Annotated in this window: 20 protein-coding genes; 12 read left to right on the forward strand and 8 right to left on the reverse strand. The window is 64.6% G+C overall.

Features of this window, described 5'->3' with window-relative positions:
* Positions 1 to 714: uroporphyrinogen decarboxylase family protein (locus IC50_RS02515; RefSeq protein ID WP_035700027.1), on the forward strand; the 714-nt coding region annotated here is incomplete at its 5' end.
* 171 nt (positions 715 to 885) lie between these two features.
* On the opposite strand, the gene hemC is transcribed toward IC50_RS02515, so the two are convergent.
* From hemC to IC50_RS02530, 3 genes are all read right to left on the reverse strand, one after another.
* The gene (hemC, locus tag IC50_RS02520) at positions 886 to 1,866 is read right to left on the reverse strand and encodes a hydroxymethylbilane synthase (RefSeq protein WP_035700029.1); all 981 of its coding nucleotides are present in this window, start codon (positions 1,864 to 1,866) and stop codon (positions 886 to 888) included.
* Positions 1,867 to 1,949: 83 nt separating this feature from the next.
* Positions 1,950 to 3,575, reverse strand: coding sequence for a GMC family oxidoreductase (locus tag IC50_RS02525; protein ID WP_035700031.1), 1,626 nt, complete (start codon positions 3,573 to 3,575; stop codon positions 1,950 to 1,952).
* Between the two features lie 53 nt (positions 3,576 to 3,628).
* Positions 3,629 to 4,219, reverse strand: a complete 591-nt coding sequence (locus tag IC50_RS02530; RefSeq protein ID WP_035700032.1) for a TetR/AcrR family transcriptional regulator — start codon at positions 4,217 to 4,219, stop codon at positions 3,629 to 3,631.
* A gap of 348 nt (positions 4,220 to 4,567) precedes the next feature.
* On the opposite strand from IC50_RS02530, the gene IC50_RS02535 reads away from it, so the two are divergent.
* The 4 genes from IC50_RS02535 (at position 4,568) to IC50_RS02550 (ending at position 8,838) form a co-directional block, all read left to right on the forward strand.
* Positions 4,568 to 4,933: a nuclear transport factor 2 family protein gene (locus IC50_RS02535; RefSeq protein WP_035700034.1), complete on the forward strand. Its 366-nt coding sequence runs from the start codon at positions 4,568 to 4,570 to the stop codon at positions 4,931 to 4,933.
* A gap of 185 nt (positions 4,934 to 5,118) precedes the next feature.
* Entirely contained in the window at positions 5,119 to 5,679 is a 561-nt protein-coding gene (locus IC50_RS02540) for a TetR/AcrR family transcriptional regulator (RefSeq protein ID WP_239621768.1), read from the forward strand.
* A gap of 70 nt (positions 5,680 to 5,749) precedes the next feature.
* Positions 5,750 to 6,610 (forward strand): DMT family transporter, encoded by an 861-nt coding sequence (locus tag IC50_RS02545; protein ID WP_035700037.1) that lies wholly within the window; start codon positions 5,750 to 5,752, stop codon positions 6,608 to 6,610.
* 266 nt (positions 6,611 to 6,876) lie between these two features.
* Complete coding sequence (locus tag IC50_RS02550) at positions 6,877 to 8,838, forward strand: putative bifunctional diguanylate cyclase/phosphodiesterase (RefSeq protein ID WP_035700038.1); 1,962 nt, start codon at positions 6,877 to 6,879, stop codon at positions 8,836 to 8,838.
* A gap of 128 nt (positions 8,839 to 8,966) precedes the next feature.
* On the opposite strand, the gene IC50_RS02555 is transcribed toward IC50_RS02550, so the two are convergent.
* The 4 genes from IC50_RS02555 to pgm all read right to left on the reverse strand — a co-directional run bounded on the left by IC50_RS02555 (position 8,967) and on the right by pgm (position 13,755).
* Positions 8,967 to 9,947 (reverse strand): PDR/VanB family oxidoreductase, encoded by a 981-nt coding sequence (locus IC50_RS02555; RefSeq protein ID WP_035700039.1) that lies wholly within the window; start codon positions 9,945 to 9,947, stop codon positions 8,967 to 8,969.
* Between the two features lie 11 nt (positions 9,948 to 9,958).
* Entirely contained in the window at positions 9,959 to 10,711 is a 753-nt protein-coding gene (locus IC50_RS02560; RefSeq protein WP_035700040.1) for a GntR family transcriptional regulator, read from the reverse strand.
* A 3-nt stretch (positions 10,712 to 10,714) separates the two neighbouring features.
* On the reverse strand, positions 10,715 to 11,764 hold the full coding sequence (locus IC50_RS02565) for an aromatic ring-hydroxylating dioxygenase subunit alpha (protein ID WP_035700041.1): 1,050 nt from the start codon (positions 11,762 to 11,764) through the stop codon (positions 10,715 to 10,717).
* Between the two features lie 344 nt (positions 11,765 to 12,108).
* Positions 12,109 to 13,755 (reverse strand): phosphoglucomutase (alpha-D-glucose-1,6-bisphosphate-dependent), encoded by a 1,647-nt coding sequence (gene pgm / locus IC50_RS02570; RefSeq protein WP_035700042.1) that lies wholly within the window; start codon positions 13,753 to 13,755, stop codon positions 12,109 to 12,111.
* 204 nt (positions 13,756 to 13,959) lie between these two features.
* On the opposite strand from pgm, the gene IC50_RS02575 reads away from it, so the two are divergent.
* Positions 13,960 to 14,754 carry a transglycosylase SLT domain-containing protein gene (locus IC50_RS02575; protein WP_035700043.1) on the forward strand — a complete coding sequence of 265 codons (795 nt, stop codon included), beginning with the start codon at positions 13,960 to 13,962 and terminating at the stop codon, positions 14,752 to 14,754.
* 76 nt (positions 14,755 to 14,830) lie between these two features.
* Positions 14,831 to 15,679: an MBL fold metallo-hydrolase gene (locus tag IC50_RS02580; protein ID WP_035700044.1), complete on the forward strand. Its 849-nt coding sequence runs from the start codon at positions 14,831 to 14,833 to the stop codon at positions 15,677 to 15,679.
* Between the two features lie 28 nt (positions 15,680 to 15,707).
* Here the strand turns inward: IC50_RS02580 and IC50_RS02585 are convergent, their stop codons facing one another.
* Positions 15,708 to 16,598 (reverse strand): aldose 1-epimerase family protein, encoded by an 891-nt coding sequence (locus IC50_RS02585; protein WP_035700045.1) that lies wholly within the window; start codon positions 16,596 to 16,598, stop codon positions 15,708 to 15,710.
* A gap of 186 nt (positions 16,599 to 16,784) precedes the next feature.
* Between IC50_RS02585 and IC50_RS02590 the strand changes: the two genes are divergently transcribed.
* The 5 genes from IC50_RS02590 to IC50_RS02610 all read left to right on the forward strand — a co-directional run bounded on the left by IC50_RS02590 (position 16,785) and on the right by IC50_RS02610 (position 23,397).
* Entirely contained in the window at positions 16,785 to 17,888 is a 1,104-nt protein-coding gene (locus IC50_RS02590; protein ID WP_035700046.1) for a glycosyltransferase family 4 protein, read from the forward strand.
* Positions 17,889 to 18,124: 236 nt separating this feature from the next.
* Positions 18,125 to 19,264 carry a glycosyltransferase gene (locus tag IC50_RS02595; protein ID WP_035700047.1) on the forward strand — a complete coding sequence of 380 codons (1,140 nt, stop codon included), beginning with the start codon at positions 18,125 to 18,127 and terminating at the stop codon, positions 19,262 to 19,264.
* A 109-nt stretch (positions 19,265 to 19,373) separates the two neighbouring features.
* Positions 19,374 to 20,705 carry a hypothetical protein gene (locus IC50_RS02600; RefSeq protein ID WP_035700049.1) on the forward strand — a complete coding sequence of 444 codons (1,332 nt, stop codon included), beginning with the start codon at positions 19,374 to 19,376 and terminating at the stop codon, positions 20,703 to 20,705.
* Between the two features lie 29 nt (positions 20,706 to 20,734).
* Positions 20,735 to 22,009, forward strand: a complete 1,275-nt coding sequence (locus tag IC50_RS02605) for a glycosyltransferase family 4 protein (protein WP_035700051.1) — start codon at positions 20,735 to 20,737, stop codon at positions 22,007 to 22,009.
* A complete protein-coding gene (locus IC50_RS02610; RefSeq protein ID WP_035700053.1) occupies positions 22,006 to 23,397 on the forward strand; it encodes a hypothetical protein in 1,392 nt (463 codons plus the stop codon). Before IC50_RS02605 ends, IC50_RS02610 begins: the two co-directional genes overlap by 4 nt.
* Positions 23,398 to 23,818: the final 421 nt, after the last annotated feature.

The following is a 23,818-nucleotide window of genomic DNA, read 5'->3' on the forward strand; positions in this document are numbered from 1 at the left end:
GTCGCGACGCTGGCGCCGCACGCCGACTTCGGCAAGCTCAAGCCGGTGTTCGAGGCGCTGAAGATCGTGCGCGGCGCGCTCGATCCCAGGACCGCGCTGATCGGCTTCTGCGGCGCGCCCTGGACGGTGGCGACCTACATGGTCGCAGGCCATGGCACGTCCGACCAGGCCCCGGCCCGGATGATGGCCTATCGGCATCCCGAGGCGTTCTCAGAGATCATCGACGTGCTGGTCGACAGCTCGATCGAGTATCTGCTTGCACAGCTCTCCGCCGGCGCCGATGCCTTGCAGATCTTCGACACCTGGGCCGGCGTGCTGCCGCCCGCCGAGTTCGCGCGCTGGTCGACCGAACCGACGCGGCGCATCGTCGAGGGCGTGAGGGCCAAGGTGCCGGATGCGAAGATCATCGGCTTCCCCCGCGGCGCCGGCGCGCTGCTACCGGGCTATGTCGAGGCAACCGGCGTCAATGCGGTCAGCATCGACTGGACCGCGGAGCCGGCCTTCATCCGCGAGCGCGTGCAAAGCAGGGTCGCCGTGCAGGGCAATCTCGATCCGCTGGTGCTGATCACGGGCGGTGCCGCGCTCGACCGCGCGGTCGACGATGTGCTGGCCAATTTCGCGCAAGGGCGACTGATCTTCAATCTCGGCCACGGCATCCAGCCGGAGACGCCGATCGCCCATGTCGAACAGATGCTGAAGCGCGTGCGGGGCTGATTTATTTCGCCCCTTCGGGCGCGGCAAAACAAAAACCGCGAAAACAACCCCATGCACAGTAGACAAGTCATTGAAAAGCTTGGGCTGGGATGAGTCACCGCGCGCGTTTGACTCGTCGGGCAAAACAAGCGCAGAACGGCACCATCGCCGGTTGTGATCTCGCAGACGGACTTACCGCGGCCGGCTGCGCTCGATGATCTCGGCGGCGCCCTTCGCCAACAGGTCCAATCCCACCGCACGCCCGAGCTCACGGGGGCGGTTGGCCGGCCCCGTGCGCGAGGCTTCGATGATGGTGTTGCCGGAGAGGTCGAGCACGGATGCGGTGAGCGACATCTGATCGCCCGCGATGGTCGAGAAGCTCGCCACCGGTGAATTGCAGTGGCCGTTCAGCACCCACAGCACCTCGCGCTCGGCATCGGCCGAGGCGTGCGCCGAGGGATCGTCGATCGATGACAGGATCTGCCGCGTCTGCCAATCCCGCGCCGCGCATTCGACCGCGACGATGCCCTGCCCTGCCGCCGGCAGCATCTCTGCCGCCGAAAATTCGTAGGCGATGCGGTTTGCCAGACCAACGCGATCGAGGCCCGAGCGCGCCATGATCAGCGCATCGGCCGGCCCCGCCGCGCCGCCGTCCGGCAGGCGCTGCTTCTCGCCATTGTCGAGCTTGCGCACGCGCGTGTCGGCGGCGCCGCGGAAGTGAATGATCTCGACGTCAGGAAACAGCCGGCGTGCATAGGCGGCGCGGCGGACCGCGTTGGTGCCGATCTTGAAACCCCTGCCGCGCGACTGGCGTAGGGCCTCCAGCGTCACGCCCTCGCGCAGCACCAGCGCATCACTGGGCGGATCGCGCGACAAGGTGGCGCCGATGACGAGGCCCGGCGTGTCCTCGTTGCCCGGCATGTCCTTGAGCGAATGCATCGCCGCCTGCAATTCGCCCGACAGCACGGCGGCGCGGATCTGCGCCACGAAGGCGCCGCCCTTGCCGCCATGCGGCAAGAGCTTGCTGGTCTGGTCGAGATCGCCCGTGGTGTCGAACTTGACGATCTCGACGTCGAGACCGGGTACGGCGGCGGTCAGGCGGCGCGCGATCTCTTCCGTCTGCGCCAGCGCCATGGCGCTCTTGCGTGTGCCGATCCTCAATCGCGTGGCCAAGTCCTGGTCCTTTCGAGATGCGCGTCGTTATCTTAGAGCATGATCTGATCGGAAAACCGGTTCCCACTTTTCCGGATCATGCTCTACCGCGCATCCTCCAATATCATGTCGGAGGCCTTTTCGGCGATCATGATGATCGGCGCATTGGTGTTCCCCGAGACGAGGTCCGGCATGATCGAGCCGTCGACGACGCGAAGGCCGTCGAGCCCCCTCACCCTCAGCCTCTGGTCGACCACCGCGAGCGCGTCGTTGCCCATACGACAGGTCGAGGTCGGATGGTAGATGGTGCTGCCGCGCTCGCGGCAATAATCCAGTATGTCCGCGTCCGTCGATACCTTCGCCCCGGGATCGTACTCGCTGACCACGAACGGCTTCAGCGCCGGCGCGTTCAGGATCTTGCGCAGGATCTTGATGCCCTCGACGTTGGTGGTGCGATCGGTCTCGGTCGACATGTAGTTGATGCGGATCTCCGGCGGCACGGTCGGGTCGGCGCTCTTGATGCGCAAGGAGCCGCGGCTCTCGGGCCGGAGCTGGCAGACCGAGGCGGTGAAGCCGGAGAAATCGTGCAGCTTCTCGCCCATCTTGTCGGTCGAGAACGGCAGGAAGTGGACCTGGATGTCGGGCGAGGCCAGCCGCGGGCTGGTCTTGAAGAATGCGCCCGCCGTGCCCGCTGCGATCGTCAGCCAGCCCTTGCGGAACAGCGCATAGCGCGCGCCGGCCATGGTGCGACGAAGCGGATGATTGATGGTGTCGTTGAGGGTGATCTTCTGCGAGCAGCGCATCACGATGCGCACCTGCATGTGGTCCTGGAGATCGCGACCGACGCCCGGTGCGTCCAGCACCACCTCGATGCCATGCTTGCGCAGGAGATCGGCGGGGCCGACGCCGGAGAGCTGGAGCAGCTGCGGCGAGTTGTAGGCGCCGCTCGACAATACGACTTCCTTCCGCGCCCGGGCGCGGCGCACGTTGGCGCCTTGCCGGTATTCGACGCCGATCGCACGGCGGCCCTCGAACAGCACACGCTGGCCGAGCGCCGAGGTCTCGATCTTGAGATTGCCGCGCGTCTTGGCCGGGCCGAGATAGGCCACCGATGTCGAGGCGCGGCGGCCGTTGTGCGTCGTGGTCTGGAACAGGCCGACGCCCTCCTGTGTGGCCCCGTTGAAATCGGGGTTGTAGGGCAGACCGGTCTCGACCGCGGCATCGATGAAGGCCTTCGACAGCGGATCGGTCACGATCATGTTGGAGACCGGCAGCGGACCGCCGCTGCCGTGATATTGATCGGCGCCGCGCGACTGGTTCTCGGCCTTCTTGAAATAGGGCAGCACGTCGTCGTAACCCCAGCCGGTGTTGCCGAGCTGGCGCCAGCGGTCATAGTCCTCGTGCTGGCCGCGGACATAGAGCAGGCCGTTGATCGAGCTCGATCCGCCCAGCGTCTTGCCGCGCGGCTGGAACACCTGGCGGCCCTTCAGCTCGGGCTCCGGCTCGGTCTGGTACATCCAGTTGACCGTCTTCTCCTTGAACAGCTTGCCGTAGCCGAGCGGCACGTGGATCCAGATGTTGGAATCTTTCGGGCCGGCCTCGAGCAGCAGCACGCTATGCTTGCCGTTTGCGGAGAGCCGATTGGCGAGCACGCAGCCGGCAGAGCCAGCGCCGACGATGATGTAATCGAATTCGGGATCGGACGGCGCGAGGGAGGAATTTGCGTTCATGCGCTACTGTTCTTCTTGTTGGTGTGGGCGTTTCCGTCGTTCACTTAGCACAATCATTCGCGCACGCGCAGCGCCTCGACCAGCGACTTGAACGCACGGGCATATTCCGCGCCGGCCCTTGCGATGTCGGCCCGTCCGGCGCAGGCGACCGCGGCCTCCGTCACTGCGCCGAGCAGCAGCCGCGCCAACGGCTCGACCGGCTGGCGAACGATGAGTCCGGCTTCCATGGCCGCTGCAATCGCGCGCGGCAGCTTGCCGCCGAAATGCCTGGCGTCGATCTCGCGCCAGCGTTCCCAGCCGAGCACGGCGGGACCGTCGCGCAAAATGATCTGGCCGGTCGGGCCCTTCGCGGTCGCCGCAAAGTAATGCTGGGTGCCGGCGACCATCGCGGCGAGCACGTCTTTCTCGGCCCGTGCAGTGCGGTCGATCTCGGCAACGAGGTCGCGCGAGACCTGGTCGAACACGGCTTCGAACACCGCCTCCTTGGTCTTGAAGTGATGATAGACCGCGCCCTTGGCGACGGCGGCTGCCTCGGCGATCTCGTCCATGGTGGTGGCTGCGAATCCTTGCGTCCCGAACAGGCGACGTGCCGACGTCAGGATCGCCTCCGAAGTCGCTGCCCGTCGCTCCGCCTGCTTCGCCATGGGCTCTCGTCTAGAGCGTAATGAATTTAGGTCGACGCGGATTCGCGATCAGCGGCGGTCTTTCCGTTCCCTCCCCCTTGCGGGGAGGGTCAGGGAGGGGGGGTACCACACGGGGATTCTATCCGTCGCTTACCCACCCTTGGTGCATCATCAACAACCGATACCTTTTGCTGAGCTATCCCTCTCCCTAGCCCTCACCCACAAGGGGGGAGGGAACGCACCTACGTGGAGGCTATAGCTATGTCTCATCCATCAGCCTGTAATCTAATTCTCTGCAGGCCACCAGTTGACTTTTCGACCATTGGTCGGTATTTACCGACCATCAGTCGGTTTTCCCGGGAGCACGCTATGCCGAGCCGCGATGTCGTCGAAGCCTTCGCGCAACGGCTGGAAGCCGGGGACTTCATCGGTGCCATCGAACACTTCTGCACCCCCGATGCCGTGACTTACGAGAACAACGCCGCCCCGACGGTCGGCCGCGACAGGCTCGTCGCCAAGGAGCGCGGCGTGCTGGCGGCGTCCAGGGAGGTCAAGGCCGTCCGCGTCGGACCGAGCCTGATCGAAGGCGACCATGTCGCAACCCGCTGGCGCTTCAGCTTCACCAATGCCGAAGGCGTCACGCGGACGCTGGACGAGATCGCCTGGCAGATCTGGCGGGGCGACAAACTGGTCGAGGAGCGCTTCTATTACGACCCGAAGCAGTTGGGGCGCTGACGCGAGGCACACATCAACGCGTACGGCCGTATTGACGCCCGGACCGGAGGCTGGAGATCGCCCGAAGCTCGGTGCCCGGCGATTCCTGCGGGCGGCTTGTCATTTAAGGACCGATCGGTCTATATATCAGCATGAGGCAAAACACCCCAGCGCCGTTGCCCCGTGGCCGGCCGCGAAGTTTCGACATGGACGCCGCTGTCGAACGCGCGATGGATGTGTTCTGGTCGCGCGGCTATCACGCCACGGCGCTGCCCGATCTCCTTCGTGCGACCAGACTGTCGCGGGGCAGCCTCTACGCCGCTTTCGGCGGCAAGCATTCGCTCTTCTTGCGCGCGCTTGATCGTTACATCGCGGATGCCTTGGCGCGGATGGATGTCGAATTCGATCCCCGAAACGACCCGGTCGACGGCCTGCGGGCCTACCTGGCCGGCTACGTCGATCGCACCAGCGGGAGCAACGGCCGGCGCGGATGCCTCCTGGTGGCCACGGCCATGGAATTGGCTGGCGGGGATGCCGAAGTCGGTCGACGCGTTGCGGGCTTCTTCAAGGCGATGGAGGCCAAAGTGACCAATGCACTGTCCCGCGCGAAAGCGGCGGGCAGGTTGGCCGATGGTGTCGAGCCGGCAACGGCCGCCCGGGTTCTCATCTGTTTCGTTGAAGGGCTGCGCGTGGTCGGCAAGACGGCACCGGCACGGACGACATCGCAGGCCGCCGTCGACGCTCTCATCGGCCGTTTCGTCAGGTAAGGACACCGCAACGCTTCCGCTGATGCCGGGCTTATATTTGGACTGATCGGTCTTGAAAGGGACGTGCGCCATGTCTGCCATCCAGATCGTCTGCGCGGTCGCCGTTCCCCTGATCTGGGGTTATCAGTTCGTGGCCATCAAAGTGGGCGTTGCGGAGTTTCCGCCGCTCTTCTTCCTCGCACTGCGCTTTCTGGCCATTACGCTGCTGCTTGTTCCGTTCGTCGACAGGCCCACGCGTCGGCAGCTCGGCCCTGTCGCGGCCATTTCGCTTTTCCTTGGTGGGCTGAATTTCGGGCTCTTCTATGTGGGCCTTGGGCTCGGCTCGGGAAGCATGTCGGCGGTCGCGTACCAACTCGCCACGCCCTTCACCGTCCTGCTGGCCTGGCCGCTGCTCGCGGAGAGGCCGTCACTCGCCACCTGTGCCGGAGTAGTGCTTGCATTCGTCGGCGTGACCGTGCTGGCAGCGGAACCGGGCCCGTCCGCCAATCCGCTTCCGCTGTTGCTTGTGGTTGGAGCAGCTTTCGCCTTCGCGGTATCCACCGTGTTGACGAAACGCTATGGCCCCTTTGATCCCTTGATGCTGATGGGATGGTCGTCGCTGCTCACGGTGCCGCAGGTCATGTTGATGTCGTTGCTGCTGGAATATGGACAGGCGGCGAGCCTCGTGACGGTAGGCGAACGGGGTTGGCTGGCGCTCGCCTACACGGTCTTCATCGGCGGAATCATTGGGTTTGGCCTCTGGTTTTGGCTGATCGCCCGTTGCTCGATGGTTCGCGTCGCGCCCTTCGGTCTGCTGCTTCCGGCATTTGCGTTGCTTTCGAGCGTTGTCTTCCTTGGCGAACGCTTGACGCCAAAGCTGATCATCGGCGGGCTGCTCGCGATTTCCGGGGTCGGCATCACACAAGTAAGGCCGCGCGCTCGCTCAATTTGATCCCGGAAGCTCTTCGCAGTGACCTGCGGGGCTTCGCGGCCAGGGTCAAGCGAACGTCGCCGGGCTGCTGCCGCACGAGTTCAAGAGGATGCGAGCACGGCGCCCTCGCTGCGCGTTGTATCGATTTTGTTATCGATACCGTGAATTGAACACGCAGATGTGGTCACACCGGTCGTGGCAAACGGGGATAATTCATAGTTCGTCAAAGGTTTGCAACGAATTCTCCTGATCGAGCCGGACAACGGCCGGTGTTGCTAGGCCATCGCATGCGGACTCAAACGACCAACTATGTCGCACGGCTGTTCGCCGGCGATCTGTCGGCCTTTGGCGGTCCCGCAACCGACGAGGCCGTGGCCGGGCATATCCGGGCCGAACAGATGTCGCTCGTGCTCGGCTATTCGGTCGGCATCATGCTCGCCAACGCCTGCAACGCCATCGTTCTCGCCATCGCGCTGTGGCAGTCGCCGGCCAAGATCCCGGCCCTGATCTGGGCGGTCACAGTCGCCGGCGCCGCGATCGCTTTCGGGCTGAGATCGCGGGCGGTGCGCCGCATCACCAAGCCGCAATTCGTCTCGCGTCGCGCCATGCACCGGCTGGTGCGCAACGCCTTCATCCTCGGCGCGGCCTGGGGCATCGTCCCGGTCGCCTTCTTCGCCGACGCCTCGACCGGCGGCCAGCTCGTCATCACCTGCCTGTGCTCGGGCATGCTGGCCGGCGGCGCGCTGGCCTTCGCCACCATCCCGATCGCGGCCATCGCCTTCACGGCCCCGATCTTCGTCGGTATCGCCATCTGCCTCGGCAGGAACGGCGATCTGGCCTTTCTCCTGATCGCCTTTCTCGTCGTGGTCTACGGCAGCGTCCTGCTGCGAGGCGTGTTCGTCAATTCGTTCTCGTTCGCGCGGCGCGTGATGCGGCAGATCGAGGCCGAACGCACGGTGCGGCTGGATCCCCTGACCCATCTGCCCAACCGCGTCGCCTTCAACGAAACGCTCGACGCCGCCTTGAGGCGTCTCGCCTTGTCCGGCGAGGAGTTCGCGGTGCTCTTGCTCGATCTCGACCGCTTCAAGGAGGTCAACGACAAGTTCGGCCATCCCGCGGGGGACGAATTCCTGGTCCAGGTCGCGAACCGTCTGCAACGCTGCACGCGTGCGGCCGAGCACGTCGCGCGCATCGGCGGCGACGAGTTCGCGCTGGTCATGGCCAACCTGGCGCGGCCGGAGGATGCGCTCGAAATCGCCGAACGCTTCGTCGCGGCGTTCACCGAACCGTTCCCGCTCGAGGGCCGCCAGATCGTCGGCGCGACCAGCGTCGGCATCGTGCTCGCCCCTCGCGACGGCAACACCGCCCTCGACATCATGAAGAACGCCGACGCGGCGCTCTACCGTGCCAAGAAGGCGGGGCCGGGCTCGGTGTGCTTCTTCGAGGCCAGCGACGACAAGGTGTCGCGCGACCGCAAGGCGCTGCAATCGGACCTCGCGGGTGCGATCGCCAGAGACGAGCTATTCCTGGTGTTCCAGCCGTTCCTCGATCTCGGCGACAACCGCATCACCGGCTTCGAAGCGCTATTGCGCTGGCAGCATCCTTCGCGCGGACTGGTGCCGCCGAGTGAATTCATACCAATCGCGGAGGAGACCGGGCTGATCCACGAGATCGGCGAATGGGTCATCCGCCGCGCCTGTGCGACCGTGGCGCAATGGCCGGAGGAGATCCGGGTCGCCGTGAATTTCTCCGCGGCGCAGTTTCACAACACAGGCATCCTCCAGACCATCGTGCAGGCGCTCGCCGACGCCAGGATCGCCCCGCACCGGCTCGAGATCGAGATCACGGAATCGATGCTGCTGTCGAAATACGGCTCGGCCGCGACCGTCCTGAACGCGCTGCTGGAGCTCGGCGTCACCGTGGCGCTCGACGATTTCGGCACCGGCTTCTCGTCGCTGACTTACCTGCGCAAGCTGCCGTTCAGCCGCATCAAGATCGACCAGTCCTTCATCCGCGACATGCTGGTGCAGCCGGACTGCGCCGCGATCGTGAAGTCGGTGGTTTCGCTCGCGCGCGACCTCAACATCGGCGTTGTCGCCGAAGGCGTCGAGACCGCCGACCAGATCGAATATCTGCGCCAGATCAGTTGCGACGAGGTGCAGGGCTATCTGATCAGCCGGCCGGTGTCGGTCGATGGCGTGCTGGCGCTGCTGGATACGAAGAAATATCGGGCGGTCTACGCGGCGTAGCTGCCAGTGTGGGATGATGACGCTTCCACAGCGTCATGGCCGGCTTGGCCCGGCCATCCACGCCTAACCTCACGGCGGAAGAACGTGGATGCCCGGGACAAGCCCGGGCATGACGACTTCTCCTGGTGTTAAACCGCGTCCGCCCGTAGCAACGTATCCACCGTGATGGTGCCCCGCGCGCGGGAGACGCAGGCGCAGATCTTCTGGTTGCTTTGCTTCTGGTGGTCGCTGAAGAAGACGTCGCGATGGTCGATTTCGCCGTCGACCGCGACCACGTCGATGGCGCAGAGGCCGCATTCGCCGCGCTTGCAGTCGAACATCACGTCATGACCGCCGGCGTTGAGCACGTCCAGCATCGAGCGCTCACGCGGGATTTCGAGCTCGACGTTCGAGTCCTTCAATCGCACGCGAAACGTTTCGGTCGGTAACCGGCCGCTGGAGCCGAAGGTCTCGTAGCGGAGATCGGGGAGCGGATGGCCGGCGCCGATCCAGGCATGGCGCGCGGCATCGAGCATGCGCATCGGACCGCAGAACAGCGCCAGCGTTCCTTGCGGCAACGAGGCGAACAGCGCGTCGAGATCGAGCCGCTTGCCTTCGTCGCTCGCGTGGACGACGAGGCGGTCTCCAAGCATCGCGGCGAGGTCGTCGAGATAGGCGGCCTCGCGGCGCGAGCGCACCGCATAATGCAGCATGACATCCGGCGCCCGGCGCGCCAGCGCCTGCGCCGCGCCGAGGATCGGGGTGATGCCGATGCCGCCGGCGATCAGGCAATAGTTCTTCCGCGTCCAGTCCACGGCGAGCAGCGCGGCGGGCCGGGTGATGTCGAGCCGCGCGCCCGGCCGCAAGGACCACATGTAGCGGGAGCCGCCGCGGGAATCCTCGGCGCGACGCACCGCAATTCTGAAGCCGTGCGAAGAGGCCTCGCCGACCAGCGAATAGGACCGCGTCTCCGGCTGACCGTCGATGGTCACGCTGACATTGATGTGGCTCCCGACCGGATAGGCCGTGACGTCGAACCGGTCCGGCTCGATCAGGAATTCGCGGATGCCGGGCGCAAGGTCGCGGGTCGAGACGAGCGTTGCAGGAATCCAGGTTTCGATGAAGCGCATGGCGACAGCCCTCAATCGGTTGCGGTCTTGATCAGCGCGAGCGCCGGCAGCAGATCGAGATGGGTCCGGTTGCGCAGCGCGAGCCGCAGGTTTCGCACCGCGAGCCGTGCATGCTCGCGCATGACGGCCTCGGCGCGCGCGCCTTCGCGGTTCTCGATGGCGTCGATCACGACGCGATGGTGCTCCTGCGCGATGATCAGGATCTGCTGCGCCTCCGGCAGCGCCGATTGTGCCATCACGAAACCGCTCGGGGACGCAAATGGCAGCGCCGAGGCGCGGTCGATCTGGCGGATCAGCGGCGGGCTGCGCGACAGCTCCGTGAGCAGCGCATGGAAGCGCGCGTTCAGCGAGACATAGGACGAGAAGGCATCGATCGAGATCGGTACCTGGGCAAGCAATTCATCGATCGCAGCCAGGCATTCCTTCAGCGGCTCCAGCTCGCGGGCGGAGACACCGCGCTCGGCGGCAAAGCGCGCAGCCAAACCTTCCAGCGTGCCGCGCAGCTCGATGGAGTCGGAAATGTCGCGCTCCGAAAACGCCTTCACCATGAAGCCGCCGGAGGGGATCGCCTCCAGCAGGCCCTCTTCCTCCAGCCGCACCAGCGCCATGCGCACCGGCGTGCGCGAGGCGCCGGTGGTCTCCACCGCCTGGAGCTCGGAGATGCGCTCGCCGGGGCGCAAGGTGCCGGACAGGATCTGGTCGCGCAGCGCGAGCTGCGCCTTCACGGTCTGCGAGACGGAGCGGTCGGCCTCACGTTCGGCCATATTCTACTCCGCCGCCTGAAGGTGCTGTGGCCCGTTTTCCCTGGCCACCATCCTGTCGATCAGCTTGCGCGACCACATCGCGCCGGCGTCGATGTTGAGGTTGTAGAAGATGCGGCCCGGGTTCTCGTCCATAGCGCGCTGCTGCGCTTCCAGGATCAGCTCGTCCTCACGGAAGATGCCGGAGACACCCTCACGGATCTCGGTGGTGATGCGCTGCTCGCCCAGGCGATAGTTGCGCACGAAGGCCCAGAAATAATGGCAGGTCTTCTCGGTCTCGGGCGTGATGGTGTTGAGCACGAAGCCGTTGACGCCCTGCGAGCGATCGCCTTCCGGCGCGCCGGTGCCTGTCGGCGCGACGCCGACGTCGATCGCGATGGTGCACGGTGCCTCGAACCGGATGATCTGCCAGCGGTCGACGAGACCCGGTTTGCCGAGCTGCCTGGCCCAGAACGGCGGCGGCTCGATGTTCCGCATCCAGCGCGTCACCGTCACCGTCTTCTCGCCATGGGTGACGTCGAACGGCGATTCGGCGACCGCGTCATTGCCGATCGAAGAGCCGTGCACGAAGGTCTCGTGGGTGAGATCCATGAGATTGTCGAGCACGAGGCGGTAGTCGCAATTGACGCGGATGGTCTTGCCGTCGCCGGCCCAGGCCGGATCGTGATTCCAGTGCAGGTCCGGAACCAGCGCGGGATCGGCCAGCGCGGGATCGCCCATCCAGAGCCAGATGTAGCGGTGGCGCTCGACCACGGGATAGGCGCGCACGCAGGCCGACGGGTTGATGGTCTCCTGCGAGGGCATGAAGGTGCAGCGGCCCTGCGCGTTGTATTTCAGGCCGTGATAGCCGCAGACGACGGTGTCGCCTTCGAGCCGGCCCTTGGACAGCGGCACCAGGCGGTGCCAGCAGGCATCCTCCAACGCGGCCACCGCGCCGTCGGCCTTGCGGTACATCACGACATGCTTGCCGCAGATCGTCCGCGGCAGCAGCGCCGGCTTCACCTCGGCATCCCACGCCGCGGCGTACCAGGCGTTCATGGGGAAGGGCTTTGTCATTGGTCTCACTCCCACGGCTTATGAATACGTTTTGTATACAGTAACCGAGGGATGGAATCGTTCAAGGCCGAATTTTGAATATTATATTACCTCTATCATTGTGTATGTATACACATTCTCAGATTTTTGTCTTTCGGCCCCTGGAGGAAAACGCGGATGTGTGCGCTCTTGCCCTCCCCTGGAGGGGGAGGGTCGCTGCGCATGAAGCGGAGCGAAATGCGTAGCGGGGTCGGATGATCTCTCCACATAGGCGCTGCCCGAGAGGAGAGATCACCCCACCCCGCTCGCGCTGTGCGCGATCGACCCTCCCCCTCCAGGGGAGGGTAAGAGAGGCCGCGTCTGGCTTACGCCCCGAACACCTTCGCCAGCCCGACCTTGGCTTCTTCCTGAATCCGCGTCAGGTGCTCGGTGCTGCGGAAACTCTCGGCGTAGATCTTGTAGACGTCCTCCGTCCCCGACGGCCTGGCGGCAAACCAGCCGAAATCGGTCTCGACCTTAATGCCGCCGAAGGGCTGGCCGTTGCCGGGCGCCTTGCTCAGCGTCGCGCGAACCGGATCGCCGGCGAGCTCCTTCAGGCCGAGTTGCTCCGGCGTGACGGACTTCAGGATGTTCTTCTGCGGCCCTGTCGCGGCAACGTCGATCCGCGCGTAATGGGGCATGCCGAACTCGGCGGTGAGATCGCCGAAGAGCTGGCTGGGATCCCGGCCGGTCTTCGCCGTGATCTCGGCAGCGAGCAGGCCGAGGATGATGCCGTCCTTGTCGGTGGTCCACACCGTACCGTCGCGGCGCAGGAACGAGGCCCCTGCACTCTCCTCGCCGCCGAAGCCGAAGCCGCCGGTGAGGAGCCCGTCGACGAACCATTTGAACCCGACCGGCGTCTCCACCAGCTTGCGCCCGAGCTTTTTCGCGACGCGATCGATGATCGAGCTCGACACCACGGTCTTGCCGATCGCGGCATCCTTGCCCCAGTGCGGGCGGTGCGCGAACAGATAGGAAATCGCGGTCGCCAGATAATGGTTCGGATTCACCAGGCCGCCGGTGCGCGTCACGATGCCGTGGCGATCGGCATCGGTGTCGTTGGCAAACGCGATGTCGAAGCGATCGCGCATCCCGATCAGGCTCGCCATCGCGTAGGGCGAGGAGCAGTCCATGCGGATCTTGCCGTCCCAGTCCACCGTCATGAAGCGGAAGGTCGGGTCGATCGCCTCGTTCACCACCGTCGCCTTCAGGCCGTAGCGCTCGATGATCGGATGCCAGTAATGCACGGCGGCGCCGCCGAGGGGATCGATGCCGATGGTGACGCCGGCGGATTTGACGAGGTCGAGATCGACGACATTGCGGAGGTCGGCGACGTAGGGCGTGATGAAGTCGTAGGCACGGACGTTCGACGACTTGCGCGCCCTGGCGTAGTCGATCCGCTTCACGCCCTCGAGGCCGTCGGCCAGGTACGCGTTGGCGCGCTTCTCGACGACACCGGTCACATCAGTGTCAGCGGGGCCGCCATGCGGCGGATTGTATTTGTAGCCGCCGTCCTCCGGCGGATTGTGCGAGGGCGTAATGACGACGCCGTCGGCGAGGCCGCCAGTGCGGCCCTTGTTGTAGGTCAGGATGGCATGCGAGATGACAGGCGTCGGCGTGTAGCCGCCGTCCTTGTCGATCATGATGTCGACGCCGTTGGCGGCGAATACCTCGACGGCGCTGACGAGCGCCGGCTCGGCCAGCGCGTGGGTGTCGATGCCGATGAAGAGCGGACCTGTCAGCCCCTTTTCTCTTCTGTAGTCGCAGATGGCCTGCGTGGTCGCGAGGATGTGGCCTTCGTTGAACGTGTTCCTGAACGAAGAGCCGCGATGGCCCGACGTGCCGAACGCCACGCGCTGCGCCGGATCCGATGCATCCGGCTTGCCAGCGAAATATTCCGTCACCAGCCGCGGAATATTGGTGAGCGCGTCCGGCGAGGCCTGCTTGCCCGCCGCGGGATGAACATCAGCCACTGAAATACCCTCGTCCTGCCGTCACAATAGCGGGACACCATAGCATCGGCCGCGCCACCGCCAAGGGCACAACACGCGCGAAGGGGAAGGCGTTCCTTTGGCGTAACGGTGGCGGATATCCCGCCACCGATCAGAGCGCCCGCGCGCGACAATAACCTCGCGCCGGAGGTCGGTTTGTTAACCCCGGAGCTCTATGACAAACTCATGCTGTGGGATCGGGCACGCTTCAATCCGGGCGCGACGTGGAGACACGTGGCGGTCGCGCTGCTGTTGTCGGCCCCGATCGGCGCACATGCCAGCGACGGCGATATCGACGGGCCGCACACCACGTCGACGATCTCCAACGCCGGGACCGAGCTCGGCGCCGGCGAAACGCCGTCATCCCGGGCCATGATCCGGAAGATCATCGAGAGAGAGACCGCAAACACCAATCTGCCGGCCGATATCGCCGAAGCGGTCGTCTTCGTCGAAAGCGGCTATAACCCGGCGGCCATCGGCAGCGTTGGCGAGATCGGCCTGATGCAGGTGCGGCCCGAGACGGCGGCGATGCTGGGTTTCCGCGGAAACAACGCGGAACTCGCAGAGCCTGATATCAATATCCATTACGGGGTGCTTTACCTCAGCCGGGCCTGGCGTCTGGCGGGCGGGGACCTCTGCCGCGCCCTGATGAAGTATCGGGCAGGTCACGGCGAAGACACGATGACCGCGCGGTCGCAGGTCTATTGCAACCGAGCCCGCAACCGTCTCCTCGCCATGAACGCGATGCCGGCAGGGACCGAAGCTGCGGCCGCTCCGGATCCGGCGCCCCCGGTCGCTGCAGTGGCCGCGGTAAAACCGGCGAGCCGGCCGAAGATGCCGGTACAGCCCAAAGCGGTCTATGCCCGCTACCGTCAAGGCACTGCAGCCGCCAGCCGCGCCTATTGGGCCGCACACGAGGCCCGGATCAGCCAAATCAAGGCGCGCATCGAAGCCAGATGGAAGCGCGTCGCATCGCGTTGACGGCGAGCCGGCTTGCCCCGCCGCGAGCTCCGCATCTACTGTGTGTCGCAAAAATCTGCACCCTGGAGGTGGCGTCATGGAGGTCATACTGCTCGGCACCGGCGGTCCGCGCCCGGACCCGCGCCGCATGGCGACGACCACGCTGATCAGGCTCGGCGACGAGAACATCCTGTTCGACGCAGGCCGCGGCGTCGTGCTGCAGCTCAGCAAGGCGGGCGTGCCGCTCGGCGCCATCAACACGGTCTTTCTCACGCACCATCACTTCGACCACATCGGCGACCTCTACGACGTGATGCTGAATTCATGGATGCACGGGCGCAAGGACGAGCTGCGCATCTATGGACCGCCGGATACCGAGCGGCTCGTCAGCACGCTGATCACGCAGGTCTACGACAAGGACATCACGTGGCGGGACAAGGGCGAGCCCAGCTTCGGCGGCTGGAAGCCTGTGGTCGCAACGGACATCGTGGCGGGTCCCGTTCTCGACACCGGGCGCTGGAAGATCAGCGCCGAGCTGGTCTCGCATGGCGATGGCCTCGACGTGCCGCCGGCCTTTCTCGCGCGCTGGATGTGTCTCGGCTACCGCTTCGAAGCGGAGGGCAAGGTCATTGCAATTTCCGGCGACACCGTCCCCTGCCACGGGCTCGAGCGGCTGGCACAAGGAGCCGATCTGCTGGTCCAGTGCTGCTTCCTCGCCACGCCGGAGATCAACAACGAGCACCTCCGCCGCCTTGCGAAATACACGATCGCCTGCGGCGACACCGTCGGCAAGGTCGCGGCCAAGGCCGGCGTCAAGATGCTCGCGCTGACCCACCACCGGCCGCGCACCGACGATGCCATGTTGAACGCGCTGCTTGAGGATGTCCGAGGCGACTACTCAGGTCCGGTCGTGCTCGGCGAGGATCTCACGCGCATCGAGGTCTGAGGCCCGTCGATCAGCTCGCCCTCCGGCCTCAGGACGACCCGACCTCGATCCGGAACGACAAGCGCTCTTCCTCACCGGGCGCGATATGCATCAGGCCCGGCTTCTCGGCGAACTCGCCGTTGAAGCCGGCCGGGCTAGCATAGCCGCGCCAGGGCTCGATGCAGAGGAACGGCGCGCCCGACGGTTTCGACCAGACGCCGAGCTCGCGAAAGCCACGCCAGGACATTCTCAGCCATGGCCCGCTCGATGCACCCTGCCCCCCGGCATAGCGGACCGAAGTGCTCTCGATCCGGTCGAAGATGATGGCGTCGTCGGTGAACAGGGATTCGGACAGAGCAAGCGAGTTGCCCTTGACCGGGCTCGGCTCCGCTGCCGGCCGCAGCAGTCCACCATCGAGACGGCGGACGGGAGACGGCTCCGCGCTCGCGAAAGTCAGCGCATAGCTCTCCTTTGCCGCGCCGGGCCGGAGCGGCCAATTGAAAGCGGGATGACCACCGAGCGAAGCCGGCAACGTCTCCTTGCCGGTGTTGGCGATCGTGAGCGTCAGATCGAGGCCGGTGTCATCGATCTCATAGGCAGCCGCCAGCCGGAACGCGAACGGATAGAGCGCGCGCGTCGCCTCGCTGTCATGGAGCACCAGCGTGCAGCGGCTCGCGCCGCGTTCTGCCCATACGAAGCGGCTGTCGCGGGCAAAGCCGTGCTGGGTCATCCGATACGTCTTGCCCCGATGCCGCAATTCGTCGTTGGCGAGGCGCCCGACGATCGGAAACAGCAGCGGCGCGTGGCGCGGCCATTCCGGCCGCGCCTGCCAGACGAATTCGAGGCCGCTGCCGTGCTTGAGCGAGCACAGCTCGGCACCGTGCGCCTTGATGGTTGCCGTGAGCCCACCGCTGCCGAGAGAGTAAGTGTCGTCACTCATGCCCGACGTCTACACCGCCACCCCACCGGCAGCAAGGCAGCTCCGATCATGCAGCCGGAACGTTTTGGCTCCGACCGACGCGACGTCATATTTCCGTACCCAACGATTGCTCTGTTGGCTCGATCACCGTCTGCCTCACCGAGGCCGACCCCGGCCTGAAGGCCGGTGAACTCCTATGGTAGCCAATTGAAGTTCTTCATCAACGGCCGCTTTCTGTCGCAAAAGCTCACTGGCGTGCAGCGCTATGCCGCTGAAATGGTCAAGGCGATCGACGTGCTGCTGGCGTCGGAACAAACTCCGGCCTCGCTGCGCAACGCAGATTGGCAATTGCTGACCCCTGCGGACGCAAGCGAGGACCTTCATCTCGATCGAATCAAGATTCGCGCTGTCGGCCGGTTGCACGGGCACGCCTGGGATCAGATCGATCTCGCGCGCGCCGCTGCCGGCGGCCGCTTGATCAGTCTGGCCAATTCCGGTCCCGTCTTCCATCGCGACCACGTCGTCGTGATTCACGACGCCCAGGTCTTTCGCAGACCCGACTTCTTCAACTGGCGCTATTTGACCGTTCATCGCACAATGGGGCGTCTGCTCGCCCGCCACGCAGCCATCGCAACAGTGTCGGCATTTTCCCGCCGAGAGCTTGCTGAGGTGCTGAATCTATCGGCATCGCGCATTCCGGTCTTCCCCAACAGCGCCGAACACTTCGCTGCCACGAAGCCCGACCCAAGCATCCTTGTCCGACTCGGCATTCAGCCGCAAAAATTCTTCCTCTTCGTGGGTTCGAAGACCAAGAACAAGAATCTTTCCGTCGCGATTCGCGCGATCCAGTTGCTCGACCGGGCCGACGTTCCACTGGTCATCGTCGGAGGCGATAACAGCAAGGTCTTTCAGGACAATTCGGGCGAAGGGGTTTCCGGCCTGCTGCTTGCCGGGCGTCTGACGGACAGCGAGATTGCAGCTCTCTATGCACATGCATCGGCGTTCGTGTTTCCCTCGCTCTACGAGGGGTTCGGCGTGCCGCCGCTCGAAGCCATGATCTTCGGTTGTCCGGTCATCGCCTCGACGGCTGACGCCGTCGTGGAGACGTGCGGTGACGCGGCTGCGTATTTTCGCGCCAGCGATGCCGAAGCTCTGAAGCAGCTCCTGCTTGAAAGATTGGCAGCAGGCGCCATCTCCGATCAGGAACGCATGCGTCAGCAGGATCGCGTTGCATTCTATTCGTGGAAGAAATCGGCGAAGGCTTTGCTCGATCATCTCGCGGGGCAGGCGAACGTCGCCAGCGCTGCTTGAAATTTGACGCAACTCGCCTGTGACGCGCAATGGTTTTTGCACAAACGTTTTGCAACTCGCGGCTCGTTGCCTGGTTCCATGAGAACTTTTTCGTTCTGCAACGATCGCGGCGCAACATCACCACATCGCTGCCCCAATATCGCTACGTATTCGAGGAACTGTGCCGCGGTCAGTGAAGTTCAGAACGAGGATCCACGATGTCCGGCCCTCCGACGCAGCCTTATGCAAGACAGACGATGAAAGTGCTGCACGTCGCCGAGACGATCCGTGGCGGGATTGCGAGCTACCTGAACGAGCTGCATCCACAACAACAGGCGAGCTTCGGCGCCGAGAACGTGCACTATGTCGTGCCCTCGGATCATCGTCGCGATCTCGCCGCGGTCGATGACAACCAGATTACGACGTTCGAGCGATCCGGCCGCAGCATAGGCGGGCTATTCCAGATGCTGCGCGCAAGCATGCAAGCGCTGGATGCCTTCAGACCGGACGTGGTGCACCTGCATTCCTCGTTTGCAGGCCTCATGCTCCGGCCCGCGCTGGCGGCCCGCTCGGGCGGACCGCGCGTCGTCTATTGTCCGCACGGCTGGGCGTTTTCGCGCGAGACCGGTCGTCTCAGCCATCTCATGACGAAGGCAGCAGAAAATCTTCTCGCGCGAACGTCGGACCGAATCATCTGCATCTCGGGTGACGAATATAACGAGGCGGTCCGCGCGGGAATTCCCGCCGACCGCCTCACCGTCGTCCACAATGGCATCTCGAAGAGCCGCACGCTGCCGCCCGTTGCGGCGGAATGGACTTCCAAGAAGGTCAAGGTCCTGTTCATCGGACGCCTGGACCGGCAGAAGGGCTTTGATCTCCTGATCGAAGCGGCGCGCTCGCTCGAGCATGTCCTCGACGTCCGCATGGTCGGCGCCTCCGTCGTCAACAAATACGAAGGCCCGACCGTCCCCTCCAACGTGTCCCTGCTGGGCTGGCTGGACCGCCCGACCATCGAGACCCAGCTCGAGGCCGCCGATCTCGTCGTAATCCCGTCACGATGGGAAGCCTTTGGCCTCGTTGCCATCGAGGCGATGCGCGCAGCGAAACCCATTCTGGCGTTCCGCAGCGGCGCATTGCCCGAGATCGTCGTCGATGGCGTCACCGGCGTGCTGTGCGAGCCCGTCGCCGTCCAGCCGCTGGTCGATGGTTTCCGGCGAGCACTGGATCTCGATCTCAAAGTGCTGGGGCAGCGCGGCTACGACCGGTTCAAGCAGTTGTATGACGTTCAGAAGACGCATGGACAATTGCAGCAGGTCTATGTCGAGCTCCTTCAGGACGAACGGACACCGATCGCAACGAAGGCGGGGCTGCAATCGGACCTTTCAAAGAATTTCTGATGATCAACATGCACGCTTGCCCTCGCAGATGCCGGAGATCGCGATGGCGATGCACCAGGCCGGGTTTGGTGTCACCGCCGATGTATCGCGCGTGAGCATGGTCTAGACCATGGCACGCCCGCGCACCTTGATTCGCGACAGTGTCCGCCTCGCGGGCTTCATCTCGTCCATTCTTCTGTCGGCCCCTGCCTGCGCTCAGCACGCTCAACCGCTCGATGCCCGATTTCTGCTGGGTGTCGGCACCCATCAAGGGCTGGGCGGGCCGGTGAGCGCGCGTGGCTACGTCCCTGCAGAGAACATCGCCCAGATCAAGCAGCTCGGCCTCAACTCCTTCCGCGACGACCTTCCCTGGTCCGATTTCGAAACGGCAGGACGCCGAATGGGCTTCACACCCAGACTTGGCAGGCTCGAAGCGCAAGTCCGGTCCGGCGTCGCCCGCCCGCTCCTGATCCTCGCGTTCGGCCATCATCTCGTTCCGAATTCCTCGCCACCGACGACCGATGAGGCGCGGCAGCGGTTCGCCGACTATGCCGCTGCGGCGGCGCAATCGGTCGTGGCGCAGCATCCCCTCTTCGAGCTCTGGAACGAGTGGAACCTGGCGGCCAAGAAAGACGCCGCATTCTCACCGGAGAATTATCTGGCGCTTGCCGAGGCCACACGACCTGCGGTCAAGCGGGTTGCGCCGAATGCGCCTTTCCTGGTTGGAGCGCTCGGCGACGATCCGGGCTGGACATGGACGGAGAAGATGCTGAGGACCGGCGTTCTGCAATATGCCGACGGTGCTTCGATCCATCTCTACAATTTCTGCATGGGCCCGAGCAAACGCACGTCGGCCGAAATCATCGAGCGGCTCACGGCGTTTCACCGGCTCGTCGGCCAGGCGAGCGGGAATCCAGACTTCCCGATCTATGTCACCGAGACCGGCTGGACCACGGCGACCAACAAATGCCAAGTCAGCGAACAGGCCCAGGCCGACAATACGGCACAGCTCATCCTGTGGGCGTCGACCGCGGCACGCTGGCTCAAGGGCATCTGGCTCTATGAGCTCAAGGACAGCGGAAAGAATCCGTCGGAGCTCGAGCACAATTTCGGCCTCTTCCGTTTCGACAATTCGCCAAAGCCCGTCGCCTGTGCGACCCAGGGCGCCTGGGCTTTCATTCGTTCCAGCCTGAGCGCCGAGCGACGAGAGCTCGCCAGCGGCGTCGTGTCGATCAATGCATCCACGGCGTCTGGAGCCAGAGTTGCAGTCTGGTCCGAGGCCCCGGACCGACGTTACGAAATCCGGCTCAAGGACGATCAGGAAGGAGCAACTTTTGCGATGCCGTGCGATTCGGCCGCAAGACCGGTGTCCAGGGCCTGGATTCCGGTTTCGAGCACGCCGGTTCTTATTGCAGTCAACAACGGTACCATTCCCGCCCTGGAGATACGGCCGGCGCGGTAGGCGTAAATTTGCAAACGCGAGGTTATGCGATGAAAGTTCTTTTGACGTCCACGCTTTATCCGACACCTCAGGCACCAAAGATCGTTGGCGGTGCAGAGATCTTCGCGCGACGTTTCGCCGAAGGCCTGGCGCAGCGCGGAGACGAGGTCGAGGTGATACGGGCCGCATCTGCGCCCCAGCAGGCTCGCGAATCCTGCAACGGCATCGACATCTATTCCGCGCCGGTACAGAACATCTATCTGCCTTTCACCGAGCAGAAGAACGTCGCGCTGCGCAGCATCTGGCACGCGGTCGACGACTGGCAGATGCAGGCGCCCCTGATCGCGGAGCGAGTCCGGGCCTTCAAGCCGGACGTAATGCACTCGAACAATTTGTCCGGTCTCACCACCGCGATCTGGCGCGTTGCCGCCCAGCTCGGCGTCCCGGTGCTCCATACGCTTCACGACTATTATCTGACCTGTCCGCGCTGCTCGCGCTTCGACAAGGGACGCTCCTGCGAGCACACCTGCACGAGCTGCGGAATCCTGAGCTATCATCGCAAGCGCGCCACGCATTGGCTCAGTGCCGTGGTCGGCGTGAGCGAGCGCGTCCTGTCCATTCATACCGACATGGGCATGTTCACCGAGACGCCGATCCGTACCGTGATCCGCAACGCCTCGACCGAGCCGCCACGTGAGCCCTATCCTCGTCCAATCTGCACCAAGGAAGTGACGTTCGGGTTCATCGGTCGCCTCACGGAGGAAAAGGGCATCGACAACCTGATGCGAGCACTTGCCATGCTGCCCCATGATCGCATCCGGATGCTGATTGCCGGTCGCGTCAGCGACCAGGAGCAACGACGCCTCAGGGCGCTCGCTCCGGACGCGCGCATCGAGTTCATGGGCTTCGTGTCACCGGACGATTTCTACAGGCAAGTCGACGTGGTCGTAGCGCCATCCATCTGGCACGACCCCGGTCCACTCGTCGTCGCAGACGCCAAGGCAGCTGGCAGGCCGCTGCTCGGAACGCCCTTTGGCGGCATGCCCGAGGTCATCGAGCACGGCGTCACGGGCTGGCTGACCGAAGCCGATCCGCAATCCCTGGCCGACAGCATGCTCGCAATCGCGGCGGATCCGAACAAGATCGACGAGATCAGCCGGCGCCTCATCGCGGATACCAACAAATGGGTATTTGCCGACGTGTTGTCTTCATACAAGAACCTGTATGAGCAATTGCGCGAGCAACGGATGTCGCGCTTGCACGCAGCAACGGCCGAGGCGCCGCTGGGACGGGCTGTCGGCAAGGGGCGCCTCATTCCGAGATGACACGCCTCTTCGCGATGGCGGGCTACGTCTATCAGAGCGCCGCGGCGATCATCCTGATCTTCGCGATCAGTCATCTGTTGCCTGCCGCCGACTACACCAATTTCTCGCTGGCACTGGCCTCGAGCCAATTGCTCTGCGTCCTGATGTTCGAATGGCTGCAGCTCGCCGGACTGCGCTTTCTGGCGGCAGCGAGGGAGAACGAGGCGGCGCGGCTGAGATGGTCGCTCTTTGCCGCTGGCCTGTCGAGTGCCGGCGCGCTCATCGTGGTCGGCAGCTCCGCATCTCTGGCCAGCGTGCTCCCGACCGGGATCATCGCACTGGGCCTCGGCATTTCCGTGCTCCAGGGCCTGACGGATCTCTATTTCCTGTCGGTCCGTCTGTCCGATCGGCTGGGCATCGCGTCCTTTCTTCTGGCGCTTCGTGCCACCGTTCTTCTGACCGGGGCCGCCGCGGGAGCAGCGATTTCAGGAACGGCCGAGGCGGCGCTGCTCGGCGTTGCTGCCGGCCACGCGCTGGGCCTCCTCGCCGGGCTGGTCGCCTACCGCACCCCCCTGGAGCGCGCTTCGCTGCGGACGATGCTTGCCGACTGGAAGGCTTTCTCCCGCTACGGCATGCTTGCCGCGGGCGCGTCGGTCATCCATTTGTCGGTGCCGGTGCTGCTCCGTTTCATCGTCATCGGCCGGCTGGGTGCGACGGGGGCCGGCGCCGGATTTTCGATCGCGCTCGACCTGCTGCAACGTCCCTTCTGGGTCCTCAATGCGGCGATCCACACCGTGAGCTATCCCGAAGTGGTGAACGATTTCGAGCACGGGACCGGCACAAAATCAGTGCAGTCTGCCCGTCGCATGTTCGAGTTCATGATCTGCACGACCCTCGTGCTGCTCGGCGGACTGGTCGGCTTCATTCCAGATGCTGCGCGGATACTGGTGCCGCCGGAGAGCCTGGGTGGATTCCTGGAGACGGCGCCGGCGATCGCCGCCTTCTATTTCCTGCATACCCATTTGCAGGCGACGATCGCGGTTGTCCCCCATCTCGAGAAGCTGGCCACCAGACTGGTCGTCGTCGCGGCCGGCCAGCTCGCCACCGTCGTGGCCCTCGCCCTGGTCGCGGTGTCGGCCGGCCTGTCGCCGCGGGGGGCGGTGAGCTGTGCCTCGCTCGCGACCCTCGCAACGATTCTGGTCGCGCTCGGTCCTACGCTGCGGTTTGAGGCATTCCCGCGCTGGTCATTGGTCATGCAGGCGCTGGTGGCCGCGATCCTGATCGGATCGCTCGGTTCGATGCCGACGGAGCCCACGGCATGGCTCGCCGGCAAGATCGTGTTCGCTGCGTTCGCAACGGCCATCATCGCATGGCGCGGGGACTTTCTCATGCTGGCCCGCCGCAGCTGATCCGCCGCCCTGCAGCCTGAGCCTCAGGTTCCAATACGAAACCAGCCTCCTGTCTCGGCTACCGCAGCGTGTGCGTGCACCATCGTCGGACCTCTACAACCCTCGCGGGCATATCCTACACCTTAACCGCCCATAGAAGCGGCATCTGCAAACTTCCCGTGCAGGAAGCACGAACCGCACGATGAGGCCCCCGTTGAATTGCGGAGAGACGGCGGAGCCCGACATCGAACTCTGCAAGCGTGCCGCATGTTCCTTCGCAACCCGTCGCATGATCCAACCCACACAGCCTGCGCATCAATTCAGCAGCGCAGATCGTGGAAAATCTTGAAAGCGCCTTCCTCACGCCATCGTGCACCGGCATCGCATCAATATTCTGACTGCAACGCGAGAGGGTCTGTTCCTGCGCAAGGAACTCCATTTC

It is taken from the genome of Bradyrhizobium genomosp. I (2014), from assembly GCF_000261685.1.
In the GTDB taxonomy this organism is placed as follows: Bacteria; Pseudomonadota; Alphaproteobacteria; order Rhizobiales; family Xanthobacteraceae; genus Bradyrhizobium.